Origin of the sequence: Marinobacter sp. MDS2 (assembly GCF_030718085.1) — a bacterium.
Taxonomy (GTDB): domain Bacteria; phylum Pseudomonadota; class Gammaproteobacteria; order Pseudomonadales; family Oleiphilaceae; genus Marinobacter.
Genome location: NZ_JAVAJF010000001.1, coordinates 1,346,863 through 1,364,577, shown reverse-complemented (window position 1 = coordinate 1,364,577; position 17,715 = coordinate 1,346,863). Strand labels below are relative to the sequence as shown.

Genomic DNA, 17,715 nt, shown 5'->3' with positions numbered 1-17,715 from the left:
AACCTGTCCGTGGGGGCAATTGTTGAGTTTGCGAGGTTTGCGAAAAATCAACGCAGGGTCGGGAAAACTTCCCGGTTCGGCTCGAAACTGACAACAAGAGACTTGGAGAGCGCAACCATGAGATCGAACAAATTCGGGATTCGCATTGCCGCCAGTGCACTGGCACTGGCCGTATCCTGCGGGGCCCATGCGGTAACCGATGAAGATATTCTGAAAGACGCCGAAACCACCGACGACATCGTTAGCTATGGCATGGGCCTCCAGGGCCAGCGCTTCAGCCCGCTGACGGACCTGAATACCGACAATGTAAAACACCTGCAGCCGGTGTGGGGCTTTGCCTTTGGTGGTGAGAAAATGAGGGGGCAGGAATCCCAGCCCATGATCAAGGACGGCGTGATGTATGTAACGGCTTCCTATTCCCGTGTCTATGCCATTGATGTGAAGACCGGTGAGGAAATCTGGCAGTACGATGCCCGGCTGCCGGATGGCATCATGCCTTGCTGCGACGTGGTTAACCGGGGTGTGGCGCTGTATAACGACAAGGTGATCTTCGGCACCCTGGACGCAAAGCTGGTGGCGCTGAATAAAGACACCGGCAAGCCCATGTGGATCAAGAAAGTAGCTGATTACCAGGCAGGTTATGCCATCACAGCTGCACCACTGATTGTTAAGGGCAAAGTGATCACCGGCGTATCCGGCGGTGAATTCGGTATTGTGGGTAAGGTAGAAGCCTACGACGCTAACACTGGTGACCTGATGTGGACCCGTCCGACCGTTGAAGGCCACATGGGGTACGTCTACAAAGACGGCAAGAAAATCGAGAGCGGTATTTCTGGTGGTAAAGCCGGACAGACCTGGCCGGGCGATATGTGGAAAAATGGTGGTGCTGCAACCTGGCTGGGCGGCACCTACGATGAAGAGACCGACTCTCTGTTCTTTGGCACAGGCAACCCGGCTCCCTGGAACTCTCATCTGCGCCCGGGCGACAATCTGTTCTCGTCTTCACGCCTGGCCATTGATCCTGATGATGGCAGCATCAAGTGGCACTTCCAGACCACGCCCCATGACGGCTGGGATTACGATGGCGTAAACGAGTTGATCTCGTTTGATCTTAAGGAAAACGGCAAGACCATCAAAGCGGCGGCTACTGCTGACCGTAACGGCTTCTTCTACGTGCTTAACCGCGAGAACGGTGATTTCATTCGCGGCTTCCCGTTTGTCGACAAGATCACCTGGGCCGAAGGCCTGGATCCGGAAACCGGCCGGCCGATCTTTGCCGAAAACGGTCGCCCTGGTGACCCCTCGAACTCTGAGGCAGGCAAGGGTGAAACGGTTGTGGCCCAACCGGCCTTCCTGGGAGGCAAGAACTGGATGCCTATGGCCTACAGCCCGGAAACCGAGCTCTTCTACGTACCGTCGAACGAGTGGTCGATGGACATCTGGAACGAGCCAGTTTCCTATAAGAAGGGCGCGGCTTTCCTGGGTGCTGGCTTCACCATCAAGCCCGCGAATGAAGACTATATCGGCGTGCTCCGGGCCATGGATCCGAAAACTGGTGAGGAAGTCTGGCGCTACGAGAACCCGGCCCCTCTTTGGGGTGGCGTAATGACCACTGCGGGAGACCTGGTGTTCACAGGAACCCCGGAAGGCTACCTGAAAGCCTTTGATGCGAAGACCGGCGAAGAACTCTACAAGTTCAATACCGGTTCAGGCGTGGTTGGTACACCGGTCACCTGGACCATGGATGGCGAACAGTACGTGTCTGTCCTCTCTGGCTGGGGTGGTGCTGTACCCCTTTGGGGCGGGGAAGTGGCCAAGGTGGTCAAGGATTTCAACCAGGGTGGTATGGTCTGGACGTTCAAGCTGCCGAAGGATCGTGTTGCCGCTAAATAAGCTGAGTTGAGTGTCTCTTCGGGCTGCCCGCGGGTGGCCCTTTTTTTATCTTTGCGATTGCTGGCACCCCGGCATCTACTACCAAGGTACCAGTGGTTCCCCTCCAACGAATCATTCACGAATCAGCGTGTGGCGACTACATTGAATACGTAAACGCGAAAGGCCGCGTTGCCAAGCGACAAACACAACAAAGAGGTCAACCTCATGATCTACGCACAACCCGGTAAGGAAGGCTCCGTTGTTTCATTTAAATCCCGCTATGGAAATTACATCGGTGGTGAATTTGTAGCTCCGGTTAAAGGTCAGTACTTTGAGAACATCACCCCTGTCACCGGCGAAGTTTTCTGCGAAGTGGCTCGTTCTGGCGCCGAAGATATTGAGCTGGCTTTGGATGCTGCGCACAAGGCGGCGCCAGCTTGGGGCAGGACCTCACCCACTGAACGTTCCAATATTCTGCTGAAAATCGCTGACCGTATTGAAGCCAACCTTGAAGCCCTCGCGGTTGCAGAAACCTGGGATAACGGTAAAGCGATTCGTGAAACTCTGAATGCCGATATTCCTCTGGCCGCGGACCACTTCCGTTACTTCGCCGGCTGTCTGCGGGCTCAGGAAGGCCACATGGGGGAGATCGACCACAACACCGTGGCTTATCATTTCCACGAGCCGTTGGGTGTGGTTGGACAGATCATTCCCTGGAACTTCCCGCTGCTGATGGCCGCCTGGAAACTGGGTCCGTGCCTGGCTGCAGGTAACTGCACGGTGCTGAAGCCAGCTGAGCAAACGCCAGCCAGCATTCTGGTACTGATGGAAATTATTGGTGATTTGTTGCCACCAGGCGTGATCAACATTGTAAATGGCTACGGCATCGAAGCCGGCCAGGCGCTGGCCACCAGTAAGCGTATTGCCAAGATCGCCTTTACCGGGTCGACCCCAGTGGGCTCCCATATTCTTAAGTGCGCGGCGGAAAACATCATTCCTTCGACCGTTGAATTGGGCGGCAAGTCCCCGAACATTTACTTCTCCGACGTAATGAAAGCGGAGCCGGAATTTGTCGACAAATGTGTCGAAGGTCTGGTGTTGGCATTCTTCAACCAGGGTGAAATTTGCACCTGTCCGTCCCGTGCCCTGGTTCAGGAAGACATGTTCGAAGAGTTTATGCAAAAAGTGGTTGAGCGCACCAAGTCCATCAAACGCGGAAACCCATTGGATACCGAGGTCCAAGTGGGCGCTCAGGCTTCCAAAGAACAGTTCGACAAAATCATGTCGTACATGGAAATTGGTCGTCAGGAAGGTGCAGTGGTACTTACCGGTGGTGACCGGGAGCATCTTGAAGGCGAGTTCAATAACGGCTTCTACATTCAGCCGACGCTGTTCAAGGGCGATAACAAGATGCGCGTTTTCCAAGAGGAAATCTTCGGGCCGGTGGTGGGTGTCACCACCTTCAAAACCGAGGAAGAAGCGCTGGCAATCGCCAACGATACCGAGTTCGGCCTGGGTGCCGGCGTCTGGACTCGCGATACCAACCTGGCTTATCGGATGGGGCGTAATATTCAGGCCGGTCGGGTATGGATGAACTGTTACCACGCGTATCCGGCTCATGCAGCCTTCGGTGGTTACAAGAAATCCGGTATCGGCCGTGAAACCCATAAGATGGCGCTGGAGCACTATCAGCAGACCAAGTGCATGTTGACCAGCTACGACGCTAATCCTCTTGGATTTTTCTGATCTGTAAACGGCAGTAAGGGGTCGGTTCGTACCGGTCCCGTTTTTGTGTGACCGCACAGGGATTGTGCTTTTGTTAAACCCGGCACCTGCCGGGGCGCTCTTCCGAGCGCGGGAATAGATTTGCCTCTCTTTTTGGCCCGATCCCAGGGCCTTTTTTATTTGATTTAATAGACGATCGGTCGTATTCTTTTGCTAATTAATTAGACGGTCGGTCTAAAATATAGGAGTGGATGTGGATACGTTTCCAGTCAAGCGCAAAAGAGGGCGGCCCCCTAAAAGTCAGAGCGCCGGTTATCAGGACACCCGGCAGGCTTTGATTGGGGTTGGGCTGGCAGCGTTAACAGAGAAGGGTTATTCCTACACAGGGCTTGATGAAATTTTGCGCCAGGCCAAGGTGCCTAAAGGCTCTTTCTACCATTACTTCGACAACAAAGAAGCTTTCGGTAAAGCGCTGATTGAGGCCTACGGCCTGTTTTTCGCCAACAAGCTGGAACGTTCGTTAGCGGACAGTTCCCAGACACCGCTTGCCAGAATTCAGGGTTTTGTGGAAGACGCCAAGCTTGGCATGGAAAAGTTCGATTACAGGCGCGGTTGCCTGATCGGAAATATGGGGCAGGAAATGGCTGCGCTGCCGGAGAGTTTTCGCGGCCTGCTAAGTGATGTATTCCGAGATTGGGAAGCCCGGATAGCCCGGGTACTTGAAGAAGCCCGACAGGCGGGGGAGGCTCCCCAGCACTTGGTGCCGGAGCAGATGGCACAGTTTTTCTGGATTGGTTGGGAGGGCGCGGTATTGCGCGCCAAGCTCGAGCAGTCCTCGCAACCTCTGGAGCAATTTGCCAGCGGCTTTATGGCGTTGGTGCGTGGTTGCTGATCAAGCAGCCTGATTCAAATCACAAAACAGAATCGTTGGAGGCAATATGTTCAAAGGTATTTTGATGGAAGGCAGCCGGGGCGACCAGCAAGTGTCCCTAAAATCCATTGACGAGGCTTGGTTGCCGGAAGGTGATGTCTCCGTCGATGTCGCCTACAGCACGCTGAACTACAAGGATGCATTGGCGATTACTGGCACTGCTCCGATTGCGAAATCCTACCCGATGGTTCCGGGCATTGATTTGGCCGGTGTGGTCACTGAATCATCCAACCCGGAGTTTAAAGCCGGTGATGAAGTCGTGCTCAACGGCTGGGGTGTCGGTGAAAAACATTGGGGTGGCCTTGCTCAGAAAGCGCGCTTGTCAGGTGATTGGCTGATTCCGCTACCAGCATCGTTTACAACGCGCCAGGCCATGGCCATCGGCACCGCAGGGTATACCGCGATGTTGTGCGTGTTGGCGTTGGAAAAACACGGCGTCACACCGGATTCCGGCGACATCTTAGTCACTGGCGCAACCGGCGGCGTCGGCAGTGTTGCCGTCGCGATTCTGGCCAAGTTAGGCTATTCGGTGACGGCGGTAACAGGTAAGCTAGAAGAGGAAAGTTATCTCAGATCTCTTGGCGCCAAACAGATTCTGGATCGAGCGGAATTGAGCGAGCCGGGTAAGCCTTTGGCCCGGGAAACCTGGGCGGGTGCAATTGATGTTGCTGGGGGTCATGTTCTGGCCAGCGTGTGCGCTGGTATGAAGTATCGAGGCGTTGTCGCGGCTTGTGGGCTGGCTGCGGGCATGGACTTCCCTGCGACGGTCGCGCCTTTTATTCTCCGGAGCGTTACCTTGTGCGGTGTCGACAGTGTCATGGCACCCAAAAAGGACCGCCTAGAGGCTTGGGAGCGGCTGGCGCAAGACCTTTCCCCGGAACTGCTGGACAGCATGATCACCGAAGTGCCATTTGATGAGGCCATCGAGGCCGCGAGCCAGTTTATGGACGGAACCATTCGTGGGCGCATCGTGATCCCCGTAGCCGAATAGCCCCCGGCAGCGCGTTTCAATGCGCTGCTGAGGTCTGATGTGGTGTAGCATCCGTGGCCAGAATCCTTGCCTGTTTTTGCTGTTGTTTGTTGCGAACAATGGCATCCACGCACTGGTTCTGGTCACGTAATATCACCACGCATTCCAAGCACTGAATACACTCGTCGTAATCCACACGACCATCTTTTCGGATGGCATTGATGCCACACTCGTTCTTGCAGTGCTGGCAGGGTTGCCCGCATCGTTTGACCCGATCCAGCCAGCTGAACAGACGGAAGCGCCCCAGTACAGCAAGCCCGGCGCCTAGCGGGCACAGGTATCGGCAGTAGAATTTGTGCACAAACATGCCGATGACCAGCAGAATGGCGGCGTACGCTACGAAGGGCCAATACCGTACAAAGTGCAGGGTAATGCTGGTTTTGAACGGCTCGACCTCGGCCAACTGTTCTGCAAGTGTTAATGAATAGAACGCGGTACCGACCAGCGTCAGCAGAATTGGGTATTTCAGCAGGATAAGTCGGCGATGCCAGTGTTCCGGAATTTTAACCTGACGCAAACCGAGTTTTTGTCCGAGCCAGGAGGCCATTTCTTGCAGGGCCCCGAAGGGGCATAGCCAACCGCAAAATAAACCGCGTCCCCAGATAAACAGAGTGGCGAAGGTGTAAATCCAGAGAATGAAAATGACCGGGTCCAGCAGGAACACGTTCAGGGAAAAACCGTCCCACAGCGCCAGGAACAGAGTGTAAATGTTCACCACAGACAGCTGGCCTTGGGCGTAAAAGCCAATAAAGAACACCGTGAAGAACAGGAATCCCCAGCGGAACCGTTGCACCAGTTTCGGGTGGCGGGTCAGGGTTTTCTGGCGGGCAAAAAATACCGTGAGTATCGACAAAGCGGCCACCAACAAAGCGATTTGCCACCCGCGTTCTTTCCAAAGACCCACCCAAACCGGCTCGCGATTTTGGCGCGGATCCGCTTGCACCTCCACCGTTTCAAATAGCTCATCGGCAAACGCAACGGGCATGGTGAAACGGGCGTTATCAGTGATCAGGTGATTGCGTGGCAGAGATACGTCCAGGTGAAAGCTGGCCTCGGCGCCGGGGTTGAAACCGGCGTTTCCGCCCACTCGAAACAGATTCATCGCGTCCATGACGGGGGCTCCGGGTGCGGCAAGAGTTTGCCCGGTTTCCAGCCAGTTCAGATCCCGTAGCTCGATGGCCAGCTGGCCCTGATTCAACCCCGTCCGGCTGGGAGTGCTGCCGGGGACAAAGTCCGGGCTCACATGCTGGAAAACCCCTCGAGACATAAGCAACATTACCTTGCCTTGGTCATTCAGGCGCTCAAGGAATGACGCGTAGGCCTGATCGCCCAGCAGGTTGCGACCCACCATTGGTGAGTTCATGTAGGCATAATAGAGTTCGGTAAAAGGTTCGCCGGGCTCCGGTTCGAGATCCATGGGGTAGTCCGACAATGGGCGCTCGAGAGTTGCTTCGACCTCGTGCGAAGAAATGGCGACTTTGTTGATGTAACCCCGTTCCAGCATCTGCTGCCAATTCAGTGGCTCATAGAAATCTTGCCGGGCTTGTGTGGGGGCTGCTTGGGTAAAGCCTTCGAGCTTGTTTCGAGCGACCTGAAGCGCCGAGGAAAGAATGGTGTCGCTGATAATCAGCACGGAAACAGTCGCTTTGCTGACCCCGTCGAAGTACACCTGATCGCCGGTGTTGCTGCGCGCCGAGCGACTGGAAGCCTGCACGATGATCTGTTCGGTCAGAGCGCTGCCTTCGTATTGGTTCACAAACTCGGTCAGTGGCGCTTCGCCCAGGCCGTGTAGGAAGACCGGCTCGTGATGGTGCAGAACTTTCACCCCGGTGAAGCGGCCTTTGGTGTCCAGTCCGATCATCATGGTGATCGGCTTTCCGGCAAAGCCCTGAAGTTTGGTGAAGTCTGTGGAGACGTAGGCGTAGCCCAACAGCTCCTGTAATTGGTACACCGGGTAAACGGGAAAGTCCGGCAGCTTGTCTTCAATGACGGTTGCTGAAGGAAACAGCGCCTGTATAACCTCTTTGGTTTCCCGAGGTACCTCCGCGGTATGCCCTGATAAAGGGAATGCCATCAAGATGATGAGCAGCAAGCGCCCGGCCATAAGACTTCTCCTGACATTATTATTGTATCTGTCTCATGTTAGGTGCCTGAGGGGGAGTCTCAATTGAACCAGCGGGCCAAAGCGCTGCTACTTTAAGGCGGTCTAAAACAGTTCCAAAGTACCATATGGATAGTGGTCCTCTGTCATTAGCATGAAATCGTACCCTTCGGCTTTCCAAGGGTGTGGATACATACATGCAACGCACTAATAATCATGACAAGAGGTGATCATCATGTGGACCAAACCAGCTTATGAAGACCTGCGCATCGGTTTCGAAGTCACCATGTACTTTGCTAACCGCTGAGTAACAGATGGCCAGCCTTTGGCTGGCTGTTTGATCCCGGCTCAGGAGGTTTTGTATGCACATTCGTATTCTGGGCTCTGGAGCGGGCGGCGGGTTTCCTCAGTGGAACTGTAATTGTTCTAACTGTTCCGGGTTCCGTGACGGCAGCCTCAATGCCAGTGCCCGCACCCAATCATCCATAGCCATCAGTGACGATGGTGAACACTGGATTCTGTTTAACGCCTCACCTGATATTCGAGCGCAGTTAGCCGATTTTCCAGCCATGCAGCCGGCCCGAGCTCTACGCGATACCGGTATTTCTGCCATCGTGTTGATGGACAGCCAGGTCGACCACACCACCGGCTTGTTATCTCTGCGTGAGGGACTGCCCCTCGATGTATGGTGCACGCCGCAGGTTCGTGATGATCTGAGCAGCGGTTTTCCGTTGTTCGAGATGCTTAAGCATTGGAACGGCGGGCTCAACTGGTGTGAAGTCCATGCTTCGGAACAAGATCCTTTCACTATTCCTTGCGCACCCTCACTGGAGCTGACGGCAATTCCGTTGCTCAGTAATGCGCCGCCATACTCGCCTCGCCGTGATAACCCGCACCCGGGCGACAACATTGGCCTTTTCATTCGGGATCGTGTTGCGAATAAATCTCTGCTCTACGCACCGGGCCTTGGTCAGCCGGACGAACGCATCCGGGCATGGATGCAGCAAGCCGATGTTTTATTGGTAGACGGAACCGTCTGGCACGACGATGAGATGATTCGTCAGGAAGTCGGTACCCGAACCGGCCAGCAAATGGGGCATCTGGCTCAAGCGGGCGAAGGCGGCATGATCGAATTGCTCGACAGTCTGCCCGCCAGCCGCAAGATTCTTATTCACATCAACAACACCAATCCGATCCTGAACGAAGACTCACCGGAGCGTGCTGAATTAGCGGCGCACGGCATCGAAGTGTCGTGGGACGGTATGCAGATTGAGTTGTGAGGCCTGCTATGAACGCGAAAGTCAGCACCGTCCTGAATCGAGAAAGTTTTGAAAAAGCGTTGCGGGCGAAAGGCGCTTTTTACCACATTCATCACCCTCTCCATCGCGCCATGTACAGCGGTGCCTGCACACCGGAGCAAATTCGAGGCTGGGTGGCTAACCGTTATTACTATCAGATCAACATTCCCCAAAAAGATGCAGCCATCATGGCCAACTGCCCGGATGCAGCGGTACGACGGTTGTGGATGCAGAGGATTCTGGACCATGACGGTGACGAGGATTCGGCCGGTGGTATTGAGGCTTGGTTACAGCTGGCTGAAGCCACAGGACTGACGCGGGAAGAGGTGATTGACCAGCGACACGTGTTGCCGGGGGTGCGGTTTGCCGTGGATGCGTACCTTAACTTTGCTCGCCGCGCGACCTGGCAGGAAGCGGCCTGTTCGTCATTAACCGAATTGTTTGCGCCGGAGATTCACCAGTCCCGGTTAGACAGTTGGCCAGCCCACTATCCGTGGATTGAAGAGGGCGGCTATCGCTATTTCCGTAAGCGTTTATCCGAGGCGCGGCGAGATGTGGAACATGGCTTGAGTATTACCCTGGATCACTTCGTGACGGAGGCTCAGCAGCAGCGGGCGTTCGAGATATTGCAGTTCAAGCTCGATATTCTCTGGGCCATGCTGGATGCCATGTCTATGGCCTATGTCCATAAGACGCCGCCCTATCACACCGTGACGGATAAGCAGGTCTGGCATCGTGGCGTGTAAGGAGGTTTTTATGGCTGACATCCCGAACTTGAGAAGAGGCTTTCGCTTTCAGTGGGAACCGGCTCAACAAAGTCATGTGCTGTTGTATCCCGAAGGCATGGTTAAATTGAATGCCAGCGCTAGTGCCATTCTGGCGGAAGTCGATGGTGTGCAGTCTAAGCAAGACATAGTCGCGGCGCTTGAAGAGAAGTTTCCCGAGGCGGGTTCTCTGACAGGTGATGTCGAACAGTTTTTGGCTGACGCCGCGAACCAACATTGGATTGAATGGTTATGAGCTGCTCTGATGCGACTGCCGGGCCGCCATTATGGTTGCTGGCGGAACTCACTTATCGTTGTCCCCTCCAGTGTCCCTACTGCTCCAACCCGCTGGATTACGCCGACCGTGAGCAAGAACTCTCGACCGAACAGTGGCTGGACGTGCTTCGGCAGGGGCGCGCCATGGGCGCAGCCCAGCTGGGCTTTTCCGGCGGTGAGCCATTGGTGCGCCAAGACCTGCCCGAGCTGATCGCCGGTGCCCGGGAATTGGGTTATTACACCAATTTGATCACTTCGGGTTTAGGGCTCACAAAAGCCAAGGTTCAGGCCTTTGCTGAGGCGGGGCTTGATCATATTCAGGTCAGTTTTCAGGCCTCAGACCCGGAACTGAACAATGCAGTGGCGGGCTCCAAAAAGGCATTTGAACAGAAGTTGGCCATGGCCCGGGCGGTGAAAGAAGCGGGCTATCCGATGGTGCTCAATTTCGTCATCCATCGGCACAACATCCATCAGATGGCGGATATTCTCACGCTGTGTGAAAGTCTCGGGGCGGATTATGTCGAGTTGGCGACCTGCCAATACTATGGCTGGGCGTTCGCCAATCGTGAAGGCTTGATGCCCTCTCGAGGTCAGTTAGAGACCGCCGAGGCAACGGTGAATCGCTTCCGGGACGATCTACGGAAACGAGACCATCCCATGAAAGTGATTTTCGTGACACCGGATTATTACGAAGAGCGCCCTAAGGCCTGCATGAACGGTTGGGGCAGTTTGTTCCTGACCGTAGCACCCGACGGGACGGCCTTGCCGTGCCACAGTGCTCGGTTACTTCCCATCGAATTTCCGAACGTACAGTCGATGTCGCTCGAAGAAATCTGGTACCAAAGCCCCGGCTTTAACCATTACCGGGGCGACAGCTGGATGCCGGAACCTTGCCGCTCCTGTGATGAAAAAGACAAAGATTTTGGCGGCTGCCGCTGTCAGGCTTACCTGCTGACCGGGGATGCCGATAATGCGGACCCGGTGTGCGCAAAGTCGCCTCATCACGACCGAATTCTGGCTGCCCGGACGGCCGCCGAGCATGCCACGGCCGGGCTGGACGACCTGGTTTATCGCAACACCAAGAACTCCCGTGTCTTTTTCCGAAAGTAACCTGATTTCAGCCCGTGAAGCCTGTGCGGGGGCGCGACAGTATGCCGAGTTGCGGGTCAGTGGGGGCGCGCTGTTCTGGTTGGCGACAGAGCCCGAGGACGGTTTTGTCAGTCTTTGGCGATATGACGGTCAACGATCAGAACGCCTGAATACGGGGAACAGTATCCGCAGCCGGCTGAACGGCTACGGTGGCGGCGCTTATGCAGTCACGCCGGAATTCGTGTGTTGGGTGTCGGAGGATCAATGCCTCTGGAGCATGAATCTGGAGAGCCGCCAACGGCAGCTTTTGGTCAGGGACCCAGATTCTACATGGGGCGGGCTCACGCCCGATCCGCTCCGGCCGCGTTGGATAGCTGTTCGAGAGAAACGGGGAGAGCAAGATCTGGTCGCCGTTGATTTTTTGGGCCGTCTGACGGTCCTGGATGATCAATTCGACTTCTACGGGGCTCCAGCCATCTGTCCGGATGGGCAGCAGATAGCATGGACTGGGTGGTTTTCTCCCCATATGCCATGGGATCAATCGTGGGTCTGTCTCGCTGAGTTGGGGAGCTCCGGTCAGCCGGTCAATATTGCCAAAGCAGAGCCGCCCGGAGGGGGCAGTGTGCAGCAACCGCAATTTGCGGCACAAAATCTGTGGGTTGTCTCGGACCATCTTGGTTGGTGGCAGCCATATCGGGTGGTCCGGCAGGGCGGAAAGCTGCATTGGTTACCCGCACTTTCTTCCAGCACGGACCACGCGAATGCGCCATGGCAGCTGGCAGAAAGACACGCTTGCCCTCTGCCGGGTGGGGGTTGGGCTCGGGTCCGCTATCACCGGGGCATGGGTGAGCTATGGCTGGAACAGAAAGGCGAGATCAGGCAAGTTGCCAGTGCTTACACCGATTTTCGCGATCTCGTCGTCAGCGGTGATGATCTCTACTGTGTTGCGCGCAGGCCAGATCTGAGCGACACGATTTTGCGACTGAATCTTTTGGCCGGACAGCAAGCTCAGCCATTGTTCAGTGCTCCTGCTCCACTGGCGGGCAGAAGCTGTGTATGGCCAGACAACATCGTGCTGCCACCTGGAGGCGAGCATATCCATGCGTTGCAAGGGTTTTTGTACCTGCCTGAGCAGCCTGTGGGAAAACCGCCGCTCATCCTGATCGCCCACGGCGGGCCAACGTCGGCAGCCTACGCAACGTTCAATCCCCAGGCGCAGTTCTGGTGTCAGCGGGGGTTTGCGGTTGCGGAAGTAAATTATACCGGCAGCACCGGGTTTGGTCGCGAGTTCCGGCAGGCGCTGGCGGGCCAATGGGGCGAGACCGATGTCGGCGATATGTTCAGGATGAAAGCTGCGCTCAGCGACGCTGGTTTGGTTGATCCCAACAGGGTGTTTGTTCAGGGCAGAAGCTCGGGGGGCTATACCGCGCTTATGTCGGCTATCCAGCCTGAGCAGCGCCTGAGTGGGCTGGCAAGTTTATACGGTGTTACCGACCCGCTAACGTTGAAAGCCGCCACTCATCGCTTTGAGTCCGGTTATCTGGATTGGCTTTTAGGTGAACCTGGGCCAAAAGGGCATCGATGGCAAACTCGTACACCGGCGCGACTAGCCAGGCAGATTGCTTGCCCGTCGTTGTTCTTTCAAGGTGGGCGTGACCGCGTTGTTGTTCCAGAGCAGACGCTCTCGATGGTTAAGGCCCTTAAAGAGACTGGCCAGCAAGCAGAGCTTGTTTGGTTCGATGAAGAGGAGCACGGATTCCGCACCTTGGAGAGCCAAGTCAAAGTACTTGACACGCTTTGGCGGTTCTATTCAAGCTTGGCGAGACGGAGACGTTAGCCAAAAGCCCGGTGTCGCTCCCTGAAACATGGGGTAGTATGTCAGCAATACCTATAACAACAACCGAGTTGATAAGGCCGCCATGAGTCATGACATTTCATCCCTGCGCAAGTTTGTTTCGCCAGAAATCGTATTTGGGGCCGGCTCCAGACGGTCGGTTGCGAACTTCGCCGCAAACTTTGGCGCGCGGCATGTCTTTTTGGTGTCTGATCCGGGTGTAAAAGCCGCGGGTTGGGTACGCGAGATAGAGCTGTTGTTGGCCGAGTCGGGGCTTGAAAGTACGACGTTTACAGCAATCTCACCCAACCCGAAGGTAGATGAGGTGATGGCCGGGGCGGAGCAGTACCTGGCCAACCAGTGCGACGTAATTGTTGCCATTGGTGGTGGTAGTCCCATGGATTGCGCCAAGGGCATTGGCATTGTTGCAACTCACGGGCGCAGTATTCTCGAGTTTGAAGGTGTGGATACCATTACCAATCCGCCGCCGCCTCTGATCTTGATACCTACCACGGCCGGGACCTCGGCCGATGTTTCCCAGTTCGCGATCATTTCGGATCCAGATCGCCGCTTCAAATTCTCCATCATCAGTAAAGCGGTGGTTCCGGATGTTTCCCTGATCGATCCCGAGGTGACGGAAACCATGGGGTCGTATCTTACCGCTTGCACGGGCGTAGATGCTTTGGTTCACGCGATTGAAGCCTTCGTTTCTACCGGGAGTGGGCCGCTCACCGATACGCATGCGTTGGAAGCCATCCGCTTGATTAACCGCAACTTAGAGCCTTTGGTGGCAAACCCGTCTGATCCGGTGCTTAGGGAACAAATCATGCTTGCGTCCATGCAGGCGGGGCTTGCGTTCTCGAACGCTATCCTTGGCGCGGTGCACGCCATGTCCCATAGTTTGGGCGGATTTCTCGACCTGCCCCACGGGTTGTGTAATGCGCTTCTGCTCGAACACGTCGTCGCTTATAACTTCGCCTCGGCGGAGGATCGCTTTCGGCGAGTGGCCGAGGCGATGGATATTGATACCCGGGGTATGTCTAATGCGCTGGTCAAAAAACGCTTGATGTCGCGAATCATCTCACTTAAGAAAACACTCGGGTTGGAAGCGCGTTTGAATGAGTTAGGCGTGAGCGTGTCTGACATTCCTTACCTCTCTGGCTATGCCTTGAAGGATCCCTGCATACTGACTAACCCTCGAAAGTCGTCGCTGAGGGACGTTCAGGTGGTTTATGAAGAAGCCCTCTGATTCCGTTCCAAGCGAATACGGCATAGGCGATCTGTTAGGGCTGGGCCGACAATCCGTACGGAAAAATTATTACCCGGCACTTCAGCAACGAATTGACGAACTCGAACAGGAGCGCAATCGGTATAAATGGCTGTTCGAGAATGCGCTTCATGGGATATTCCAAGCTAATCTTCGAGGCGGTTTTGTGGCCTGTAACCCGGCGATGGCCCGCATTTGCGGTTATGACAGCGCAGAGCAATTACAAGACAGCATTGTGCGATTGCGAGAGCAGCTTTTTTTTAGCGCAGCAGATTTCGACGCGCTTCGCCAAGAGTTGCTGGATCGTGGAAGCCTGAATGCACGGGAAACCCGGTTTCGGCGCGCGGACCAATCTCCGGTGGATGTCGCCATCACCATGCTGAGGAGGCCGGATCTGGGCCCCGAAGTTGTCGAAACCTTCGTCGCCGATATTTCTGAGCGAGTTCACGCGCGTCACAAGCTGGAACAGTTAAATGCAGAGCTGGAACACCGGGTTCTGGAACGCACCGACGCCCTTCACAACGCCAACGTTGATTTGCGGTATCAGATTGAAGAGCGCGAAAAAATTGAGCGGGAACTGGTGCTAGCCAAGGACGCTGCGGAAGAGGCAAATCGTAGCAAAGATAAATATCTGGCGGCGGCCAGCCACGACCTGCTGCAGCCTTTGAATGCCGCGCGTTTGATGGTGTCAGCGCTTCAGGAAAGCTCCTTGCCGGAGAAAGAAGACCGTATGGTCCGGCAAGCCCATCGAGCGCTGGAAGGCGCTGAAGAGCTGCTGGCGGATCTCCTCGATATTTCTAAATTGGACCAACACGCAATGAAACCGGACCTCATTCATCTCGATATAAACGAGCTGGTGCGGGATCTGGGGGAAGAGTTTGCCGCCGTGGCCGCCAACGCGAATCTGGCATTTCGTATCCGAAGTACCTCTGCTGTCGTTCGCACCGATCAGCGCATGCTGGCCCGTGTTGTTCGGAACCTTTTGAGCAACGCGTTTCGCTATACGCAACAAGGCGGCGTTTTGCTGGCGGTGAGAGTGCTGGGTGAGAGTGTGCGGCTGGAAGTCTGGGACACAGGTGTGGGAATCGCGCCCGAGAAACTCCGGGATATTTTTGCCGAGTTCCATCAGGTGCTGCCGAAAGGTGCTGGCGGGCGCCAAGGCGCGGGGTTGGGCCTGGCCATCGTGGAGCGGATGGTAGGTGTATTGGGGTGTCGAATTGACGTGGCGTCAAAGTTGGGCCGGGGATCCCGGTTCACGCTGACGCTGCCGAGAACCCCAGCCGCCCGGTTTGAAAAAGTTCCGCCGCGCGCGGCTGCCTCCGGGTTGCGAGAAGGCTTTGACGGCGCTTTGGTACTGGTCATTGATAACGAACCTTCGGTGCTCGAAAGTATGCAGATGCTGTTGGAACGCTGGGGGTGTGAGGTCATGCCTGTTCTCAGTCGCGAAGAAGCTCTGGTGGAACTTGCGCGAACCGGACAACGCCCGAAAGCCATTCTCGCAGACTACCATCTGGACGATGAACAGACGGGATTTGACGCCATTCATCAAGTGCGAAAGTACCTGGGGGAAGATGTCCCCGGCGCAATCATAACGGCAGACCGAAGCGATGAGGTCCGTGCTTTATTGCGAGCACAGTATCTGCCTGTGCTGAATAAACCAGTCAAACCTAATCGGTTGAGGGCGTTGTTAACCAGTTTCGTCACATCGTCATCCACTTGAAGGGGCTGTTCTTTTTTCTGGCCGAGGGCAACCGTTCCGGGGCGGTATAGCGACTACACTGATAGAAGGCATCTTTTGTAGGAGCGGCTTATGACAACGGAGAACGGCAGTCTAACCAACCACGAAGTCACCGTCTGCCTCGCAGGTGGCGCCGTGCTAGGCCCATACAACGCCACCTGGAGCCAGAATGAAGGTGGTGACGTGCGGGAGCTGGTGCGTGAATACGATGCGTTTCTGCAAGGGGAGAAACAGCGGCGATTCAAATTTCATCTGCACGATACTTACACCTTGACGGTGCACACCTTGATCCTCAACTTTGAGCAAGTCACCGGTATTTGCGACCATGTCCGCTTAAAGTCACCGGCCCGTGGCGGCTAGGTGTTGGCTGATGTGCCGTTCCGGTTGGAGCTGGCAATAAGAGGGAGGGTGTAATGAGCGATTACCGAGTGGAAAAGGACAGTCTGGGAGAAGTGATGGTTCCCGCGAAGGCGCTTTGGGGAGCACAGACCCAGCGGGCCATTGATAACTTTCCCGTGAGCGGCCAGCCCATGCCGGCCAGCTTTATCAAGGCCATGGCTCAGGTAAAGCGTGCGGCCGCCCAGGCCAATGCGTCATTGGGACTGCTGGACGGCCCGCGCCGGGATGCCATTGCCGATGCCTGCGAGAAACTGATTCTGGGCGAGTACGCCGATCAGTTTCCGATTGACCGGTACCAGACAGGTTCCGGCACCAGTACCAACATGAATTTGAACGAGGTCATCGCTTCGATTGCCGCCAAGCAGGGGCATGAGATTCATCCGAACGATCACGTCAATATGAGCCAGAGCTCCAACGATGTGATACCAACCGCTATTCATGTGAGCTCGCTGCTGGCGGTCAAAGGCCAGTTGCTGCCTGCGCTGTCACACCTTCAGGGGGTGATTTACCAGCGCGAGGCGGAATTCAGCAAGCAAGTGAAAACCGGCAGAACCCATCTGATGGATGCCATGCCGGTGACGCTTGGGCAGGAATTGAGAGCCTGGCGTGAACAGCTAGCCGCCGCTGAAAAGCGCTTGGAATTAGTGCTGGATGAATTGGCGTATTTGCCCCAAGGCGGAACAGCGGTGGGAACCGGCGTAAATGCCGCTTCGGAGTTTGCCAAGCAGTTCGTCAAATTTCTGAAAACGAACACCGGTTTTTCGTTCAAGTCGCTTGAGCATAAGTTTGTGGGCCAGAGTGCCATCGATGCACCGGTGGCGCTGTCGGCTCAGCTTCGGGGTGTGGCGGTGGTGCTCACGAAGATCGCAAATGATCTGCGGTGGATGAACAGTGGCCCCATTCATGGCCTCGCGGAAATCAGTCTGCCGGCGTTGCAACCGGGCAGCAGCATCATGCCCGGCAAGGTGAATCCGGTTATTCCGGAATCCGTTGCCATGGCTTCGGCTCAGGTGATGGGCCTGGACGCCGCGGTGGCCATTGCCGGCCAGTCCGGGAATTTCCAGCTCAATGTGATGTTGCCGCTGGTGGCAGGGAACTTGTTGGACATGATCCAGCTGATGACCGGGGCCGCGGAAATTCTGGCGGACAAATCGATCCGTGGTTTTACCGTAAATGCTGAGCATCTGGACGACGGAGTGAGCCGAAATCCGGTATTGGTGACCGCGCTCAATCCCGAGATTGGCTATGCCTTGGCCTCCGAAATTGCCAAGGAGGCCTACAGTAGCGGCCGCCCGGTGATCGACGTGGCAGAAGAGCGGAGTGGGTTGAGCCGTGCCCGGCTTGAAGAATTGATGGACCCACTGAAACTGACCCGTGGAGGTCTAGCCTAA

15 protein-coding genes are annotated in these 17,715 nt (G+C 55.8%); 14 read left to right on the top strand and 1 reads right to left on the bottom strand.

The window, feature by feature from the left end:
- The first annotated feature begins 117 nt into the window (after positions 1 to 117).
- From Q9245_RS06485 to Q9245_RS06470, 4 genes are all read left to right on the top strand, one after another.
- On the top strand, positions 118 to 1,893 hold the full coding sequence (locus tag Q9245_RS06485; RefSeq protein ID WP_305896364.1) for a PQQ-dependent methanol/ethanol family dehydrogenase: 1,776 nt from the start codon (positions 118 to 120) through the stop codon (positions 1,891 to 1,893).
- Between the two features lie 204 nt (positions 1,894 to 2,097).
- The gene (locus Q9245_RS06480) at positions 2,098 to 3,618 is read left to right on the top strand and encodes an aldehyde dehydrogenase family protein (RefSeq protein ID WP_133007378.1); all 1,521 of its coding nucleotides are present in this window, start codon (positions 2,098 to 2,100) and stop codon (positions 3,616 to 3,618) included.
- A 232-nt stretch (positions 3,619 to 3,850) separates the two neighbouring features.
- Complete coding sequence (locus tag Q9245_RS06475) at positions 3,851 to 4,489, top strand: TetR/AcrR family transcriptional regulator (RefSeq protein ID WP_305896363.1); 639 nt, start codon at positions 3,851 to 3,853, stop codon at positions 4,487 to 4,489.
- Positions 4,490 to 4,535: 46 nt separating this feature from the next.
- A complete protein-coding gene (locus Q9245_RS06470; protein ID WP_305896362.1) occupies positions 4,536 to 5,519 on the top strand; it encodes an MDR family oxidoreductase in 984 nt (327 codons plus the stop codon).
- A gap of 16 nt (positions 5,520 to 5,535) precedes the next feature.
- Here the strand turns inward: Q9245_RS06470 and Q9245_RS06465 are convergent, their stop codons facing one another.
- Positions 5,536 to 7,662, bottom strand: coding sequence for a NosR/NirI family protein (locus Q9245_RS06465; RefSeq protein ID WP_305896361.1), 2,127 nt, complete (start codon positions 7,660 to 7,662; stop codon positions 5,536 to 5,538).
- Positions 7,663 to 7,894: 232 nt separating this feature from the next.
- On the opposite strand from Q9245_RS06465, the gene pqqA reads away from it, so the two are divergent.
- The 10 genes from pqqA to Q9245_RS06415 all read left to right on the top strand — a co-directional run bounded on the left by pqqA (position 7,895) and on the right by Q9245_RS06415 (position 17,715).
- Entirely contained in the window at positions 7,895 to 7,966 is a 72-nt protein-coding gene (pqqA, locus tag Q9245_RS06460; RefSeq protein WP_007153157.1) for a pyrroloquinoline quinone precursor peptide PqqA, read from the top strand.
- Between the two features lie 55 nt (positions 7,967 to 8,021).
- A complete protein-coding gene (gene pqqB, locus Q9245_RS06455) occupies positions 8,022 to 8,939 on the top strand; it encodes a pyrroloquinoline quinone biosynthesis protein PqqB (RefSeq protein WP_247060356.1) in 918 nt (305 codons plus the stop codon).
- Between the two features lie 8 nt (positions 8,940 to 8,947).
- Positions 8,948 to 9,703 carry a pyrroloquinoline-quinone synthase PqqC gene (gene pqqC / locus Q9245_RS06450; RefSeq protein ID WP_305896360.1) on the top strand — a complete coding sequence of 252 codons (756 nt, stop codon included), beginning with the start codon at positions 8,948 to 8,950 and terminating at the stop codon, positions 9,701 to 9,703.
- Between the two features lie 10 nt (positions 9,704 to 9,713).
- Complete coding sequence (gene pqqD / locus Q9245_RS06445; RefSeq protein ID WP_305896359.1) at positions 9,714 to 9,977, top strand: pyrroloquinoline quinone biosynthesis peptide chaperone PqqD; 264 nt, start codon at positions 9,714 to 9,716, stop codon at positions 9,975 to 9,977.
- Positions 9,974 to 11,107 (top strand): pyrroloquinoline quinone biosynthesis protein PqqE, encoded by a 1,134-nt coding sequence (pqqE, locus tag Q9245_RS06440; protein ID WP_305896358.1) that lies wholly within the window; start codon positions 9,974 to 9,976, stop codon positions 11,105 to 11,107. Before pqqD ends, pqqE begins: the two co-directional genes overlap by 4 nt.
- A complete protein-coding gene (locus Q9245_RS06435; RefSeq protein ID WP_305896357.1) occupies positions 11,088 to 12,923 on the top strand; it encodes a S9 family peptidase in 1,836 nt (611 codons plus the stop codon). Before pqqE ends, Q9245_RS06435 begins: the two co-directional genes overlap by 20 nt.
- An 82-nt stretch (positions 12,924 to 13,005) precedes the next feature.
- Positions 13,006 to 14,169: an alcohol dehydrogenase-like regulatory protein ErcA gene (gene ercA, locus Q9245_RS06430; RefSeq protein WP_305896356.1), complete on the top strand. Its 1,164-nt coding sequence runs from the start codon at positions 13,006 to 13,008 to the stop codon at positions 14,167 to 14,169.
- Positions 14,153 to 15,907 carry a NahK/ErcS family hybrid sensor histidine kinase/response regulator gene (locus Q9245_RS06425; RefSeq protein ID WP_305896355.1) on the top strand — a complete coding sequence of 585 codons (1,755 nt, stop codon included), beginning with the start codon at positions 14,153 to 14,155 and terminating at the stop codon, positions 15,905 to 15,907. Before ercA ends, Q9245_RS06425 begins: the two co-directional genes overlap by 17 nt.
- 90 nt (positions 15,908 to 15,997) lie before the next feature.
- Positions 15,998 to 16,285 carry a hypothetical protein gene (locus tag Q9245_RS06420; protein ID WP_305896354.1) on the top strand — a complete coding sequence of 96 codons (288 nt, stop codon included), beginning with the start codon at positions 15,998 to 16,000 and terminating at the stop codon, positions 16,283 to 16,285.
- 53 nt (positions 16,286 to 16,338) lie between these two features.
- Complete coding sequence (locus Q9245_RS06415) at positions 16,339 to 17,715, top strand: aspartate ammonia-lyase (protein WP_305896353.1); 1,377 nt, start codon at positions 16,339 to 16,341, stop codon at positions 17,713 to 17,715.